This is a genomic window from Parasphingorhabdus sp. (assembly GCF_048267785.1).
Taxonomy (GTDB): Bacteria; Pseudomonadota; Alphaproteobacteria; order Sphingomonadales; family Sphingomonadaceae; genus Parasphingorhabdus.
Map to the genome: position 1 here is coordinate 45042 of NZ_JBLWWU010000003.1, position 15352 is coordinate 60393.

Here is a 15352-nt window from a genome sequence, read left to right on the forward strand (position 1 = left end):
GTGCAAGTCTCGGCTTGGGGCGTCCTTCGACAGGCTCAGGACGAACGGAGACAAAGACAAGTTCTGGATAAAAAGGAACAGAGACAGGCTCATTTGCGCGCCTCCGCTATGCCGTCTGCAAGTACGGCGGCCCATTTGGTGATGTCCCCTGCCCCGAGACAGATGATCATATCCTGTGGTTGCGCTTCCTGCGCCAGCCGTTCCGCCAGATGTTCCTGGTCCGCCACCGTTTCTGCCAATCGATGACCGCGGGTCTTCAACCCGTTGACCAGAGCGTCGCTGTCAATGCCCTCTATCGGGTCCTCTCCCGCCACATAGACCGGGGTCACGAACACCATGTCAGCGTCGTTGAAGGCACCCTGGAACTCTTCCATATGATCGCGCAGGCGGGTGAAGCGATGCGGCTGGACAACGGCAATCACCCGGCCTTGCGCGCCTTCGCGGGCTGCCGACAGTACCGCCTGAATTTCCACGGGGTGATGGCCGTAATCGTCGATGATCGTCACGCCATCGACTTCGCCGACCTTGGTGAAGCGCCGTTTGACGCCGCCGAAATGGTCAAAGCCCTTGGCGATCTGTTCATCGCTCATGCCCATTTCGAGGCCCACGGCGACTGCTGCAATCGCGTTCTGGACATTGTGCCGGCCCGGCATCGGCAGTTCGATACCGGTAATTCTTCTGGTCTCGCCATCGCGGTCGCGGACATCGACGTCAAAACGGTTGCCGCCCGGAACCGGCGTGACATTGATCCCCTTGACGTCCGCCTGGGCGGAGAAACCATAAGTGATGATCCGCCGGTCGCGAATGCGCGGCAACAAGGCCTGGACCTCGGGATGGTCGATGCACAGGATCGCTGCGCCGTAAAAGGGAACATTTTCGACAAATTCGAGGAAGCTGTCCTTGATCTTGTCGAAGCTGCCATAATGGTCGAGATGTTCGGCATCGATATTGGTGACCACCGCGATCGTGCCGTCAAGCCGCAGGAAACTGCCGTCGCTTTCGTCGGCCTCGATCACCATCCACTCGCTGTCGCCAAGACGGGCGTTGGAGCCATATTGGTTGATGATCCCGCCGTTGATCACGGTCGGGTCAATACCGCCCGCATCCAGCATCGCCGCAACCATCGAGGTGGTCGTCGTCTTGCCGTGGGTTCCGGCAATCGCGATGGTCGATTTCAGCCGCATCAGCTCGGCCAGCATTTCTGCCCGGCGGACCAGGGGTATCCGGCCGGCAAGCGCCGCTTCGACTTCCGGATTACCGCGCTTGACCGCCGTTGACGTCACAACCACCGCCGTGCCTTCGACATTCTCCGCACATTGACCGATTTTTACATCAATGCCCTTGGCGCGCAGACCTTCGACGACATAGCTTTCTGTAATGTCGCTGCCCTGCACCTGATAGCCCAGATTATGCATCACCTCGGCAATGCCCGACATGCCGATCCCGCCGATGCCGACGAAATGAATGATGCCGATATCCGTGCCTACGCCCTTCATCGCGCGCTGTCTTTCGCCAGCGCTTCCTTGCGCGATGATATCATTTTCTGCTGTTCCTTCTTCACCTTCATGGTTTTGCCCAAGGGTGAAGTACCGATGCTTTCGACCAGATCAGCAAGATCATTCACTGCCTCCGGCCGACCACATTTTGCCGCAAAACGGGCGGCATTTTCCAGTGCACCGGGCTGCAGAGCCATTTTCTGCATCTGTTTGGCCAGCTCCTTGGCGGTAAAGCGCGACTGCGGGATCGAACGGGCTCCACCGGATGCAACCATTTCCTTGACGTTATAGGTCTGGTGATCGTCCATCGCGCTTGGCAGAGGGATGAGGATCGCGGGACGACCAGCGGTGGTCAGCTCGGCAATCGTTGATGCCCCTGCCCGGCCGATCACCAGATGGGCCCAGCCGAGACGCTGTGGCAGGTCCGGAAGATAGGTCGCCAGTTCGGCCGGTATATCATGTTCTGCATATTTGGCCCGCACCCGCTCGATATCATCCTCGCGGCATTGCTGGGTAATCTGCAGACGACGACGCAAATGCATCGGCAGCATCGCCATCGCGTCCGGCACCACGTCGGACAGGATGGAGGCCCCCTGGCTGCCCCCGGTCACCAACACGCGGAAAATGCCTTCTTCGGACAAAGGCGGATAGGGTTCTTCGCGCAGTGCGACCACTTCCTCGCGCACAGGGTTGCCGACCAGATGGACCTTTTCCTGATATTTCGGCTTGATCCGCAGGACGTCAGGATAGGCGGTGGCAATGGCGTTGACCGAACGTGCCGCGAGCCGGTTGACCCGTCCCAGAACCGCATTCTGCTCGTGGACGATGGTCGGGATGTCGCGGCTATTTGCCGCAAGCAATGCGGGATAGGCCGGATAGCCGCCGAATCCGACGACGGCCGACGGCTGGAATGTCTCGTAAAGTTGCATCGCCATCCGGCGCCCCTTGAGAATGGCGCGAGTTCCGCCGAGCCAACTGCGTGGATCCTTGGTGATCCGGCCAGCGGGCAGAACATGCACCTGCCCCTCATCGACCATGCCGGGTATTTTCTCGCCGCGTGCGTCTGTGATCAGCGCCACGCGATGACCGCGCAGGACCAGTTCCCTGGCCAGCGCATAGGCCGGGATCATATGACCGCCGGTACCGCCAGCTGCCAGAACATAATGTTTCGAAAAACTCATACCGCTATCCGTCCTTGTTCGGGCCACGCCGAGACATATTGTGAACGATCAAGATACGGGTTTCGCCGTGTAAAGGCGAGCAAAAGTCCAATGCCGATACACAGCGCCAATATTGACGAGCCGCCATAGCTGATCAGCGGCAGGGTCATGCCCTTGGACGGGAATAGCTGCAGATTGACCGCCATGTTGATCAGCGCCTGCCCGCCAAACTGGGCAGTCAGCCCAGTTACCGCCAGAATGATGAAATTATCCTCTTCGTCGAGCAGACGGAGAAAGACCCGGACGATGATCGCAAGAAAGACCAGCGCGATCGCCATGCATGCAAGCAGTCCGAATTCTTCGCCAATGACGGAGAAAATATAGTCGGTATGCGCTTCCGGCAACTTGAACTTGGCGGTCCCCAGCCCCGGACCGGTGCCGAGCAGGCCACCGCCCGTCAGCGCCTTGTGGGCAAGCATTACCTGATCAAATTCATCGCCGCCAAACAGCCACGCGTTGATCCGGTGGGTGGCGACGGGATACAGGAAATAGGCCCCGACAAGACCGCCCACGCCGGTAATTCCGACCGCCGCAATCAGGCGCGCTGACAGGCCGGAAACGGTCATGACCGCAAACCAGATGCCGCAGATCAAGATGGTTTCTCCGAGATTGGGCTGCATCATCATCAGAACCGCGATAATGCCGGTCAGCACAACCGACAGCGAAATCACCGGCAGGGCGGGATCCTTGATCCTCAGCGACAGCAGCCAGGCCAGCGCGACAGCATAAAGTGGCTTGAGAAACTCTCCGGGCTGGATGGTCGCAAAACCGTAGCCTATCCAGCGCTGCGCCCCGTTGACGGATTTTCCGACCACAGGAACCAGAAACAATAAGACGATGGCAGCAATGGCCCCCAGGATCGCGAAACGCCGCGCCTGTTCTTTCGGTAACATCGAAATCACCAGCATCAGCGGAATACCGACGATTACCCAGCCAAGCTGCCGATAGAAATAATAGAGCGGATCGATCGTGACTGTTTCCGTACTATGTTTTAGCGCGGTCACCGGTGAAGCAGCGGCAACGGCGATCAAGCCGATGGCGAACAGCGTGAGAATCAAGCCGAGCAATATCCGGTCTAGCTCCCAGAACCAGATGGCCAGTGGAGAACGGTCGCTTCGTCCGAGACGCGTATGCAGTTGAAAGCGTTTCTTTTTGAGACCATCGGCAATTTCGGGCCGGGCGCTTTCCGTGTCTGATACCGGTTTCACATTGCTCATCGGTTCGCCTCCGCTGCTGCGGTTCCAACAAGATTGTTTTCGATTACCGAATTGACCGCTGTTCGAAAACAATCACCCCGCGCTTCAAAGTCACGGAACTGGTCGAAGGAAGCGCAGGCCGGCGACAGCAGGACCACCTCGCCGGGCCGGGCATTCGCGGCTGCGCGTTGCACCGCCGTCAACATCATTTCGCTGGATTCGACCGGAATTTTATCCGCCAGCAATTTTCCGAACATCGGACCCGCTTCGCCAATCGTATAAGCCTTGACGACATTCTGGTAAAATGGCTCACATTCGGTCAGCGTGTCGCCTTTGGGCATGCCACCGACTATCCAGTGGATTTTCGGGTAGGCGCCAAGCGCTGGACCGGTCGAAGCAGGATTGGTTGCCTTGCTGTCGTTGACGAACAGCACGCCCTGGGCTTCGGCTATGCGCTCCATTCGATGCGCCAATCCGGTAAAGGATTCAAGCGCCGGGCACCATTGTTCTTCCGATATGCCCAAAGCCTCGACTGTTGCAACGGCGGCGATTACATTTTGCAGATTGTGCGGTCCTTGCAGCGATGGCCAATCCGCTTGCCCCGAAATCGTCACGCTACTGGCGTCGATAATATTTTGAACCCGCCCGAGGTCGCGCAAACCGTTGAGAGCCAGGCGGGTCTTTTCATCGCTGCTGGCAAATATTGCCACATGGTCGGCTCCCAGCATGTCGAACAGACGCGCCTTGGAAGCAGCATATCCATCAAATCCGTCATAGCGATCCAGATGGTCCGGGCTGATATTGAGCAGGAGAGCGACATCGCAGTCGAGGCTCTGTGTCAAATCAATCTGATAGCTGGACAGTTCAAGAACGTAGACGCCACCTTTCGGCAGCGGTTCCTGTGACAGGATCGGTACGCCGATATTCCCGCCCATCAGGCTCGGAACGCCAGCACTGACCAACATATGATGGACCAACGCAGTGGTTGTCGATTTGCCATTGGTCCCGGTAATTCCAACGACCCGATGAGCGGGCAACGCAGGACGGGCCTGGGAAAATAATTCGATGTCGCCGATGATGGGCACCCCATCCGCAGCAGCCTTTTGCGCAATGGGCTGTCCGTTAAGGGCCACGCCGGGAGAAACAATGATGGCGTCATAGCCGGTAAGGTCCGAAACCAGGGGATCGGCAATCATCGCCTTGTCCCTGACGCTTTCACGCAATTCTTCCCGGTTGTCCCAGGCGAGCAATTCCGCTCCGCTCGCATGCAGGCTTTCGAACGCCGCCATGCCCGAACGGGCCAGTCCAAGAATGGCATAACGTTTGCCAGCAAAGGCGGGAGAGACGATCATCTGAGTTTCAACGTCGCCAATCCGGCCAGTGCGAGCACCAGACTGATGATCCAGAAACGGATCACAATAGTGGACTCGGACCAGCCAAGCTGTTCGAAATGATGGTGAATTGGTGCCATGCGAAACACGCGGCGACCGGTACGCTTGAAGAAAAATACCTGAACGATGACCGACACGGCTTCGAGCACGAACAGTCCCCCCACGATTGCCAGCACGATTTCATGGTGAATGGACACTGCAATCGCACCCAGTGCGCCGCCGAGCGCCAGACTACCGGTATCACCCATGAAAACCGCAGCCGGTGGCGCATTGAACCACAGGAAGGCGAGACAAGCGCCGATCACGCAGGCGCAGAAAATCGCCAGTTCACCCGCTCCACGGACAAAGGGAATGCCGAGATATTCGGAGAAAACCGCGTTACCGGAAAGATAGACGAGCACCAGAAAGGCGGCGCTGGCGATCACCACCGGCATGGTGGCGAGGCCATCGAGACCGTCGGTCAGATTGACCGCATTACCGGCACCAACGATCACGAACATCGCAAAGGGTATATAGAAATAACCGAGGTCGATCTGCACGTCGTTGAAGAAGGGCACATAGAGGCTGGTACCGATCTGCTGGACGATCAGCCACGTGGCAAAACCGGCGACGGCGAATTCCAGCAACAGCCGGACCCGGCCCGGAACGCCCTTGTGACTGGCTTTGCGGACCTTGTCATAGTCGTCCATGAAGCCGATGGCACCAAAACCGAGCGTTACGAAAATACAGGCCCAGACGAACATGTTGGTGAGGTCCATCCACAGCAGCAGGGATGTTACCACGGAAATCAGGATCATCAGACCGCCCATGGTTGGCGTTCCCGCCTTCTTGAGATGGGTGATCGGTCCGTCCTCGCGGATCGGCTGCCCCTTGCCCTGCCGCATACGCAGCATATTGATGAATTTCGGACCGATCAGAAGACCGATGAGCAAGGATGTGGATATCGCGGCACCCGAGCGGAAACTGAGGTAGCGAAAGACATTGAAAATGCCTTCGAAATCAAGCCATTGGGCCAGCAAATAGAACATCAATACTCCCCGTTAACCAGCGCGGAAACCACTGATGACAGCCCCAGATAATTTGACCCCTTGATCAAAAGTGCGTCCCCGTCGCCAATCAGTTTTCCGACCTCGGACAACGCTTCCGAAGCGCTCTCGGCATGTGACATTTTCACGCCCTGATCAAGGCCCTGTTCAAGTTTCGCGGCAGTATGTGCCATATCGTCGCCGACCAAAATAATCGCAGAGGCTCCGCACCGCAAAATATCCTCCGCCAGTGCGGCATGATAATGTGCCGACTGCTCACCGAGCTCGCCCATAGCACCCAGAATGAGAATTTTCTGGCCGCTACACGGCTCGACGGTAAAATGTTGCAACGTCGCCTTCATCGAAGTCGGATTGGCATTGTAGCTTTCGTCGACAACCAGCGCCTTGCCACCTGCTTTAAGCGATATGACATGCCGGCGGCCCCGGCCATCAATACCGCCCATTTCGGCCAGCGACAGGCCGGCAGACGCCAGATCGCCGCCAACGGCGCGCACCGCCGCTAGAATGGCAAGAGAATTGGAAACCCAGTGCCGCCCGGCCTCGGCTATCGTGAAACACAGGCTTTGATCGCCCAGTTTGGCGGTAACCAGAGAGCCACCGCGGGGAGCGGCAACCACATCAATCGCGCGAACATCGGCCCCGGTTTCAAATCCGAAAGATATCACCTCGATGGCATGACGTTCGGCCCTGTTGCGCAGCCGTTGATAATGGGGGCTGTCGTGCGGGATAATCGCAGTCCCGCCGGGCAACAGACCTTCGAATATCTCGGCTTTGGCATCGACAATGCCTTCTTCGCCGTTGGGGAAATTTCCGATATGAGCCGGCGCAATAGCGGTGATGATCGCGGCATGAGGCCGGACCAGCCGGGTGAGCGCGGACAGTTCATGCGCATGATTCATGCCCATTTCGAAAATACCGAATTTCGTATCTTCCGGCATCCGGGACAGGCTGAGCGGGACGCCGACATGATTGTTATAGCTTTTGACCGACCGATGCGCCTTGCCGAAAGAGCAGCGGTCGAGAGCCGCATATAGCGCTTCCTTGGTACCAGTCTTGCCGACCGAACCCGTCACCCCGATGATCCTGGCATCGGTGCGCGTCCGCGATGCCTTCGCCAACGCATCGAGAGCGCGGGCCGTGTCGGATACCAGAATATGGGGACCGGGGACTGGCTGACTGACAATCGCGCCAGCGGCACCCGATGCGAAGGCCTGTTCGACATGGAGGTGACCATCACTATGCTCGCCCTTCAGCGCAACGAACAGGTCACCCGAACCGATTTCGCGCGAGTCAAACGCGACGCCGCTCACGTCAAAAGCTTCGCTGGCCTTGCCGGCTGTCGCTTCCGCTATCGCGGCGGATGTCCACAAAATACTCATGGTTTCTGTGCTCCGGCACATTCTCTCGCCACTTCGACATCGTCAAAGGGGATGACCCGGTTGCCAATAATCTGACCCTGTTCGTGCCCCTTGCCGGCGAGCAGGATGATATCCTGCGGACCAGCCAGTTCGATCGCCCTGGCAATGGCTGCGCGCCGATCGGCAACCTCTTCGGCACCGGCTGCTCCGGCCATGATTTCAGCACGAATAGCGCCCGCATCCTCGCTGCGCGGATTGTCGTCGGTGACAATGACATGATCGGACCGTTCGACGGCAATTTTGCCCATTTCCGGGCGCTTGCCCTTGTCGCGGTCGCCACCTGCACCGAAAATGGTGATCAGCTGGCCCGTCACATGCGGCCGCAGGGCCTCGATCGCGGCGCGCAAGGCATCCGGCGTATGGGCGTAATCGACATAGACCGGCGCCCCAGCGCGGGTGATCACCGCGCGTTCCATCCGACCGCGCACAGGCTGCACCCTCTGCATGTGATCGAATATATCTTCAAGCCTTCCCCCGCTTGCCAGCACAATGGCAGCGGCGCACAGGATATTGGCGGCCTGATAGGCACCGATCAGCGGCAGCGCAATGCGGTGGGTGTTGTCCTGAACCTTGACCATCAGCACCTGGCCCAGATGGGTCGGCGTCTGTGATACCAGTTGCAATGTTGTTCCCTTTTCTCCGACCGTCAGTATCTCAAGGCCGCGATCCATAGCGCGCTGTATAACCTTGTCCGACCATGGATCGTCATCGGCCCAGATGACGGCAGTGCCATCGCTTGCCACAACCTCGTCAAACAGCCGCATCTTGGCCTCGAAATAGCTGTCCATATTGCCATGATAGTCGAGATGGTCGCGGCTCAGATTGGTGAACGCTCCAATCCGGACCGGCAGTCCTTCGGTGCGATATTGCGACAGGCCGTGGCTCGACGCTTCAAAAATCGCGTGACTGACCCCTTCGCGGGCAAGACCGGACATATTAGAGAGAAAAGTGACAATATCGGGGGTGGTCAGTCCCGTTTTGACCTGCTCGTCCGCTGTAGTGACACCCAGCGTGCCGATCGATGCGCTGTTATAGCCATCCATCCGCCACAGTTGACGGGTGAGTTCGGCGGTAGACGTCTTGCCATTCGTTCCGGTGACGGCTGCGACATGAGCGGGCGTCGGCGTGAAATAGCGCGCCGCCATTTGAGCGAATAACCGCCGCGGCTCCTCATCAACGATATGCACAATGCCTTCAACCTCGGCATCGGGATGGGCGACCACAGCAATGGCACCGGCGGCCACGGCCGCTTCGATAAAATCTTCGCCGTTGAACTTGGCACCACGGAAAGCGCCGAAAACATTGCCGGGCGCTATCTTGCGATGGTCGATGGCAAAGCCGGTGACCGCCTGCTCGCCGGCTTCCCCGTTCAATCCTGGTACCAGACTACTCAGCTGCATCATCTTGCTCTTCGGGTTTCCCTTTCGGCTTCCAGAGCAGTGGCGTCAACTCGGACACATCGACATCACGATGTTCGTCGGGAATGACACCGAGCATCGGACCAACACGCGAAACGAGTTTTCGCACGATAGGCGCTGCCGTCCAGCCCGCCGTCCGTTGAAATGATGTTTCCGCGGTTCCCTTGGGTTCGTCGAGCATCGCTATGACAACATAGCGGGGATTGTCCATCGGGAAGGCAGCGGAAAAGGTCGAAACCAGCGATGTCTTGTTATAGCCGCCTTCGGATGGCTTTTCTGCCGATCCAGTTTTTCCGCCAATCCGGTAACCCGGTGCATCCGCCTTGCGGCCGGTACCGTCCGAAACAATCATCCGAAGCAACTGACGCATCCTGGCGCTCGTTGCGGCCTTGAATACGCGGCGACCCTTGGCCTCTTTACCGGGTTCCACTTTCAACAATGTAGCCGGGCGCCAGATACCGCCATTGACCAGCGCGGCGTAAGCGCTGGCGAGATGAAGCGGGGTGACCGCTATGCCATGACCATAAGCAACAGTCATATTGGTGACCCGTCCCCAGTTGCGCGGCCACAGCGGCTGGCCCCTTTCGAATAATTCAATATGGGGCCGTTCGTCAAAACCAAGACGGTGGAACATGTTTTCCATGGGTTCCTTGCCAAGATTATCGGCGATCCGGGCGGTGACAATATTGGAACTGTGTACCAATGTTTCCGGTACATTCAAATAGCGCCCCTGACTGTGATCATCCTTGATCGTAAAGCCGCCAATTTTGATCGGTTCCATCGCATTGTACCGGACCGCCAGATCGGTGACCGTACCGGCGTCCAGGGCTGCAGCTATGGTTAGCGGCTTGAACGTCGAGCCCAGTTCGAACACGCTCTGGGTAACCTCATTATTCTGATATTTCATCGATGCCCTGCGGATTTTGTTGGGATCGAATAGCGGCAGCGACGCCAGCGCCATCACTTCGCCGGTCCGGACATCCAGAATTATTCCCGCGGCGCCGCGCGCCTCGGTCATGGTCATGGCATCCTGAAGCTCGCTTTCCATCGCCGCCTGAACCCGGCTGTCGATCGACAATATCGTCGGAGTAGCCCGTGAATTCTTGTCGACCAGACGATCATCGAGTGCCCGCTCCATGCCCATCACGCCGTGGCCGTCAGCATTTACATAACCCAGCACATGCGCCGCCAGTTCGCGTTGCGGATAAAGGCGTTCATTCTCGCGGGGAAATTCGATTCCGATTTCGCCCAGCGCATGCACCTGCTTGACCTGCTCTGGCAACGCCCGTCGGCGAAGATATGTCGGGTGGGAACCATTAAGTTTTGCGAGAAATTCTGCAGCGCTCGTATCCGGAAAAATGGCAGCAAGCTGCCGCGCCAATGTCTTTTTGTCGCCGAGCAGCCGGGCGGGCACTACGCGAACCGCATAGCCGCGCATGGTGCGCGCGAGTGCGACGCCGTTACGATCGACAATATCGCCGCGCGGCGGAATGAATGCGCTGCTCGACGCCCGGTAGGGAGTAGCATCCTCCAGAATGGTGAGACTGACCAACCGACCAATGACGACCGTGAAAACAGCGAGAAAAACCAGCAGCAATATCATCAGGCGAAAGTGCGCGTTGGCTGTTATTTCCTTGGCTTTTCCCGAAAACTGCACTTTCTTGCTATTGGCCAGAAGTGTCGTCATTCGACCATGCTTTCGATTTTCTCTGCAATCGCCTTTCGGCCGAGATCCCGGACCAATCCGTCATCCAGCAACTTTTCTTCCAAATGGGCTACCCGTGTCGTGCGGCTCTCCATACCATCACTGACAGTCGCCGCGCTGGCCGGTGTACCGTGGCTGCCGATTGCACTCCCGTCCGAATTGCGGTCCTGCGCCTTCGCGGTGCCAAATACCGAGCCGATGATTCCGGCCGGCTTGATACCATCCATCGAACTGATCACCGCCACCCGCACCGGCTTCCGCAGGTCCTTGCCGCCGAGATTGGCAAGCGCTCTCTCGCCATCCAGATATTGCGCGGCGACCGGCGATACGTAACCGAATTCGAGCTTGTTCCAGTCTTCGAGCTGACGGAGATTGGCGCGCGCGCTAAATTCTGTTTCCAGATAGCGGATATCTTTTTTGACCTCGACAATCTTCCGGTCGGTCCGCGCGAGATCGCTGCGCAGCGTCGCGACACTGAGCGAAAGCGGATATAACAAAATCGCCACCAGAAAAACCAGGGCGAGCCATCCCATGCCTTCGAGGCGCTTGAATGCAAGCTTCATGGCTTACCACCGCTTCGTGCGGGCGCCTGTGTCCGCACCGCTGATCTGAGGGTGGCGGAGCGGGCCCGGGGATTAAGGGCCTGCTCCGCCCCGGCCGGACGCACCGCTTTGGCTGGTTTATGAAAGGTGGGTGCCGGTCGTAACTCGTTAACTTGAGGAAGATGGCGGGAGCCGGCGGACTTCTGTCCGCTGCGGTCACGCAGGAAATTCTTGACGATGCGGTCTTCGAGGCTGTGAAAGGTCACAACCGCCAGACGGCCACCAGGCTGCAGCAGTTTTTCTGCCGCGACCAGACCGTCCTCGAGCTCGCCCAATTCGCGATTGATATGGATACGGATAGCCTGGAAGGTCCGGGTGGCCGGATCCTTCTTGTCACCGGCACGGAAGCCGAGCGCTTTTCTGACCACTTGCGCAAGCTCGGACGTCCTGGTCAGCGGACGCGCTTCGACTATCGCCCTGGCAATCCGCCGCGAGCGACGTTCTTCACCATAGCGATAGATCACATCCGCGATGGTCTCTTCTTCGGCTTCATTGAGGAAATCGGCAGCACTTTCGCCGTCGCGGGCCATCCGCATGTCGAGCGGCCCGTCTTTCTGGAAAGAAAATCCGCGCTCAGCCTGATCAAGTTGCATTGAGGACACGCCAATATCAAGAGTGACTCCATCGATATCTTCGTCGGCCAGTACATCGGCCATCTCGGAATAAAGAGCGTGGTGCAGGTTCAACTTGCCATCGGATTCATCGACCATTGCCTGCCCCGCCGCAATCGCGTCGGGATCCTGATCAAACGCATGAACAACTGCGCCCGCCTTCAGCATGGCGGCGCTATAACCACCGGCACCGAATGTGCCATCGACATGCGTCTCGCCAGGGGTGATGGCGAGCGCTTCGATCACTTCATCGAGCAGGACCGGAACATGGCGTGTAGCGGCAGCGGCGGTCATTTCTGCTTCCCTCCGCTTTTCTGTCCGGCTTCTTTCAGGTGATGTTCGACCAGACGCCGGTCAACCGGGACATCGTCGGTCGTGTCCAGCAATGTCTGCGGGTTCCACAGGCAGAAGGTCGTACCGATGCCGTGAAACAGGACATGGCTCTCGAGCTTGCCGATTTCCCGCAGTTGCGGTGGCAGAATGAATCGACCGCTGGCATCAAAGCTGAGGTCCTGCAGCGAGGAAAATTTCCGTGCGCCCGCGGCGTCCTTGTCAAAACTGTCGCCGCGCGCAATCGCCGCTTCCCATTGCTTGTCAATTTCGATGAGCATGTCGGCTTTGCGGCTAAGCCCGAATCCGACGAGGCAATCCCATTTTTCATGGGTACCGAGACACAGGGTTCGGCCATCGCTGCTTTCAACCAGGTTTTTGCGCAGAAAGGCGGGCACGGACAGTCGACCCTTGTCGTCTATCGCCGATATAGCAGAGCCTGAATATGCAAATGCACCTGACACAGCGGACGTCCTTCACCCCAACCGGAGGCAATAGTCTCCCCGCTTCAGAAGTGCGCTTTTCAGCGCCCTTCCGGAAACAGAATCCCGGACAGGAAGAAAACCCCGATAACAAAACAGGGTTATCAGGGGACGGACGGGGATGAAAGGGGATTTTACGGGATTTTATGGGTACGAATGTTTAACATATTGAAATATAGTTACTTTAATTTTTACCGAATTGATTTTTTGGTCGAAGCTCCTGCGCTTAGTGTCTGGAAAGGTTCAAAATATCGTCATTTCTCGCTGACATTAGAGTCAATATGCTCGTCCACCAGAGAATCGATGAACCGCACGGCACCGCTATTCTGCGGCGACTGCAGGGTGGGTTCCGGCCAATATGCGGCATTGAGGAAATCCGCATCGGCGATGATCGACGCCCGCCCCTGCCCGACCGAACATTGAACGATAAAATCCGCAGCGCTCGACTTGCATCGCACGCCCGACGCCCGATTTTCCGTGATGGGTTTGAGTTTGCCGATCCCCTGGGTGACAAAAGAATGATCGCCAAAATGAAGGTCGACAGCGTCGATATCCGGTTGGGCGTCAGCGACCAGTTCCAGTCCCCAGTGACTGAGCAATGGCGACAGCAAGCCGCTGACCAACGGCCTCCGCCTATCCCCGAGCGGCAGTGCTGACGGCCAGACCAGATCGGGATCGGTCAGGATGATCACAGCTCCCCCTGAGCGTACCCAGTCATCGAGAATGGCGAGGTCTGCCGGGTCCATGGCGCGAGGCTGTGCAAGAAGGAGGATATCTGGATCGTCCTGTTCAAGCCTTTCCAGACTGTCGAGGGCCGTTATGTCATACTGGTCCTGCCAATAGCGATAGATCGCCGCTGGCTCGGCTCCCCCGGATAGAATGGATTCCATCGAGGCATTGTCACCCCATACCAGTGGAAGACTGGTCATAAGCTGGACACGCGGCTTGGATAGCGTTTGTTCAGGCGGAGTTTCCGGCGCGCTGCATTGCGTCAGAACCAGCAGCACCGCCATGGCACACGAGGCCAGCCGCCACAAACGCGGCAACTATCGTCGCTCCCGGTCCATCGGCGCATCAAGGTTCGGATCGGGCTTCAGGTCGGGCACCGTTTGCCCCGGAAGATTGGCGGAAGGCGTCTGAACCTCGGGCTGTCCGGTATCAGGTGCCGGTCCCGGGGTGAGGCCCAGTTCAGCGAGCGGCTCGGCGGGTTTTTCTTCCGGCTTGCTGGCGAGCGGAGCGGCACCATCCTCGGCCTCGCCCTGCATTTCTTCCAGCGCCGTCTGTTCGTGGCTGGCTCTCTGGATCACGAAATTGGCGATGCTGACCAGCAGAAGTACGGAGGCAAGACCAATCACGCCCACCTGAATGCGCTGCATCGTATCCTGTCGACCGGACGTTTGTGCCTTCTTATCTCTCATTGGCGAGCCATGGAAAAACCGGCAGTCCCTTTTCTTTGAGCCAGGCGGCATTGTAGAGTGAAGAGAGATAGCGGAAGCCGGTATCGCACAATATGGTCGCAACCCGGCTACCCGGCCCCAGTTCCTTGCCCAGCGCAATCGCGCCGGCAACATTGATTCCCGATGACATGCCGAGACACAACCCTTCCTCCATCAGCAGCCGTTCGACCCAGACCAATGCTTCCTCGTCGGAAATGCGATACTGCAAGTCAACCGGCGCGTCTTCCAGATTGCCGGTAATCCGGCCCTGACCGATCCCTTCGGCGACGCTGCTGCCCTCGGACTTGAGCTCGCCATGGGCATAATATTCGTAGAGCGCTGCGCCATGCGGATCGGAAAGCGCGATCGTGATATTTTCGTCTTTTGCCTTCAGCCCCATGCCGACGCCGGCCAGCGTGCCGCCGGTGCCAACCGCGCAGGTAAAGCCGTCGATCTTGCCATCCATCTGGTCCCAGATTTCCTCGGCAGTCGTCTCGATATGGGCGCGGCGGTTGGCGACATTGTCAAACTGGTTGGCCCAGACGGCGCCTTCGGTTTCTTCGGCAATCCGGCGCGATGTGTGGACAAAATGGCACTGGCTGGAATAAGGCGCAGCCGGCACCGTGATCAGCTCGGCGCCAAGCGCGCGCAGCGTATCCATTTTTTCCCGGCTCTGGGTTTCGGGCATCACGATGGTCGACTTATAGCCTTTGGCATTGGCGACCAAAGCGATACCGATTCCGGTATTGCCCGCAGTCCCCTCGACAATCCGCCCGCCGGGCTTGAGTTGCCCGCGTTCCTCGGCGTCCTGAATGATGAACAGCGCCGCGCGGTCTTTCACCGAGGCGCCGGGATTGGCAAATTCGCACTTGCCGTAAATGTCGCAACCGGCTGCTTCGCTAGGTCCCGAAAGGCGGACAAGCGGCGTATTGCCGATCAGTTCGAGTGTGTTTGGAATGATGCTCATGGACAATACATAGTGCGCGCGATTTCGCGCCGCA

14 protein-coding genes are annotated in these 15352 nt (G+C 58.2%); all 14 read right to left on the reverse strand.

Going from position 1 to position 15352, the window contains the following annotated elements; genetic code table 11:
• Positions 1-89: 89 nt before the first annotated feature.
• The 14 genes from murC to ACN0VD_RS03625 all read right to left on the reverse strand — a co-directional run bounded on the left by murC (position 90) and on the right by ACN0VD_RS03625 (position 15318).
• Positions 90-1496 carry a UDP-N-acetylmuramate--L-alanine ligase gene (murC, locus tag ACN0VD_RS03560; RefSeq protein ID WP_417591694.1) on the reverse strand — a complete coding sequence of 469 codons (1407 nt, stop codon included), beginning with the start codon at positions 1494-1496 and terminating at the stop codon, positions 90-92.
• Positions 1493-2677: an undecaprenyldiphospho-muramoylpentapeptide beta-N-acetylglucosaminyltransferase gene (murG, locus tag ACN0VD_RS03565; protein ID WP_417591696.1), complete on the reverse strand. Its 1185-nt coding sequence runs from the start codon at positions 2675-2677 to the stop codon at positions 1493-1495. The genes murC and murG overlap by 4 nt, the downstream gene beginning before the upstream one ends.
• Positions 2674-3933: an FtsW/RodA/SpoVE family cell cycle protein gene (locus ACN0VD_RS03570; RefSeq protein ID WP_417591698.1), complete on the reverse strand. Its 1260-nt coding sequence runs from the start codon at positions 3931-3933 to the stop codon at positions 2674-2676. The genes murG and ACN0VD_RS03570 overlap by 4 nt, the downstream gene beginning before the upstream one ends.
• A complete protein-coding gene (murD, locus tag ACN0VD_RS03575) occupies positions 3930-5264 on the reverse strand; it encodes a UDP-N-acetylmuramoyl-L-alanine--D-glutamate ligase (RefSeq protein WP_417591700.1) in 1335 nt (444 codons plus the stop codon). Before murD ends, ACN0VD_RS03570 begins: the two co-directional genes overlap by 4 nt.
• Positions 5261-6331 (reverse strand): phospho-N-acetylmuramoyl-pentapeptide-transferase, encoded by a 1071-nt coding sequence (gene mraY, locus ACN0VD_RS03580; RefSeq protein ID WP_417591702.1) that lies wholly within the window; start codon positions 6329-6331, stop codon positions 5261-5263. Before mraY ends, murD begins: the two co-directional genes overlap by 4 nt.
• A complete protein-coding gene (locus tag ACN0VD_RS03585) occupies positions 6331-7728 on the reverse strand; it encodes a UDP-N-acetylmuramoyl-tripeptide--D-alanyl-D-alanine ligase (RefSeq protein WP_417591704.1) in 1398 nt (465 codons plus the stop codon). Before ACN0VD_RS03585 ends, mraY begins: the two co-directional genes overlap by 1 nt.
• Positions 7725-9167: a UDP-N-acetylmuramoyl-L-alanyl-D-glutamate--2,6-diaminopimelate ligase gene (locus tag ACN0VD_RS03590; RefSeq protein ID WP_417591963.1), complete on the reverse strand. Its 1443-nt coding sequence runs from the start codon at positions 9165-9167 to the stop codon at positions 7725-7727. The genes ACN0VD_RS03585 and ACN0VD_RS03590 overlap by 4 nt, the downstream gene beginning before the upstream one ends.
• A complete protein-coding gene (locus ACN0VD_RS03595; protein ID WP_417591706.1) occupies positions 9154-10872 on the reverse strand; it encodes a peptidoglycan D,D-transpeptidase FtsI family protein in 1719 nt (572 codons plus the stop codon). Before ACN0VD_RS03595 ends, ACN0VD_RS03590 begins: the two co-directional genes overlap by 14 nt.
• Complete coding sequence (locus ACN0VD_RS03600) at positions 10869-11453, reverse strand: hypothetical protein (RefSeq protein WP_417591708.1); 585 nt, start codon at positions 11451-11453, stop codon at positions 10869-10871. Before ACN0VD_RS03600 ends, ACN0VD_RS03595 begins: the two co-directional genes overlap by 4 nt.
• On the reverse strand, positions 11450-12397 hold the full coding sequence (rsmH, locus tag ACN0VD_RS03605; RefSeq protein ID WP_417591710.1) for a 16S rRNA (cytosine(1402)-N(4))-methyltransferase RsmH: 948 nt from the start codon (positions 12395-12397) through the stop codon (positions 11450-11452). Before rsmH ends, ACN0VD_RS03600 begins: the two co-directional genes overlap by 4 nt.
• Positions 12394-12897: a division/cell wall cluster transcriptional repressor MraZ gene (locus tag ACN0VD_RS03610; protein WP_417591712.1), complete on the reverse strand. Its 504-nt coding sequence runs from the start codon at positions 12895-12897 to the stop codon at positions 12394-12396. The genes rsmH and ACN0VD_RS03610 overlap by 4 nt, the downstream gene beginning before the upstream one ends.
• 272 nt (positions 12898-13169) lie before the next feature.
• A complete protein-coding gene (locus ACN0VD_RS03615) occupies positions 13170-13961 on the reverse strand; it encodes a Gldg family protein (RefSeq protein WP_417591714.1) in 792 nt (263 codons plus the stop codon).
• Complete coding sequence (locus ACN0VD_RS03620; RefSeq protein WP_417591716.1) at positions 13962-14333, reverse strand: hypothetical protein; 372 nt, start codon at positions 14331-14333, stop codon at positions 13962-13964. It abuts the gene before it with no gap.
• The gene (locus tag ACN0VD_RS03625) at positions 14323-15318 is read right to left on the reverse strand and encodes a cysteine synthase A (protein WP_417591718.1); all 996 of its coding nucleotides are present in this window, start codon (positions 15316-15318) and stop codon (positions 14323-14325) included. Before ACN0VD_RS03625 ends, ACN0VD_RS03620 begins: the two co-directional genes overlap by 11 nt.
• Positions 15319-15352: the final 34 nt, after the last annotated feature.

Bases quoted from the DNA above. Each gene is read 5' to 3' on its own strand.
- ACN0VD_RS03585 (WP_417591704.1), bottom strand. From the start codon at position 7,728: ATGAGTATTTTGTGGACATCCGCCGCGATAGCGGAAGCGACAGCCGGC.
- murG (WP_417591696.1), bottom strand. From the start codon at position 2,677: ATGAGTTTTTCGAAACATTATGTTCTGGCAGCTGGCGGTACCGGCGGT.
- ACN0VD_RS03620 (WP_417591716.1), bottom strand. From the start codon at position 14,333: ATGAGAGATAAGAAGGCACAAACGTCCGGTCGACAGGATACGATGCAG.
- rsmH (WP_417591710.1), bottom strand. From the start codon at position 12,397: ATGACCGCCGCTGCCGCTACACGCCATGTTCCGGTCCTGCTCGATGAA.
- mraY (WP_417591702.1), bottom strand. From the start codon at position 6,331: ATGTTCTATTTGCTGGCCCAATGGCTTGATTTCGAAGGCATTTTCAAT.
- ACN0VD_RS03600 (WP_417591708.1), bottom strand. From the start codon at position 11,453: ATGAAGCTTGCATTCAAGCGCCTCGAAGGCATGGGATGGCTCGCCCTG.
- murC (WP_417591694.1), bottom strand. From the start codon at position 1,496: ATGAAGGGCGTAGGCACGGATATCGGCATCATTCATTTCGTCGGCATC.
- ACN0VD_RS03590 (WP_417591963.1), bottom strand. From the start codon at position 9,167: ATGCAGCTGAGTAGTCTGGTACCAGGATTGAACGGGGAAGCCGGCGAG.
- ACN0VD_RS03625 (WP_417591718.1), bottom strand. From the start codon at position 15,318: ATGAGCATCATTCCAAACACACTCGAACTGATCGGCAATACGCCGCTT.
- murD (WP_417591700.1), bottom strand. From the start codon at position 5,264: ATGATCGTCTCTCCCGCCTTTGCTGGCAAACGTTATGCCATTCTTGGA.
- ACN0VD_RS03570 (WP_417591698.1), bottom strand. From the start codon at position 3,933: ATGAGCAATGTGAAACCGGTATCAGACACGGAAAGCGCCCGGCCCGAA.
- ACN0VD_RS03595 (WP_417591706.1), bottom strand. From the start codon at position 10,872: ATGACGACACTTCTGGCCAATAGCAAGAAAGTGCAGTTTTCGGGAAAA.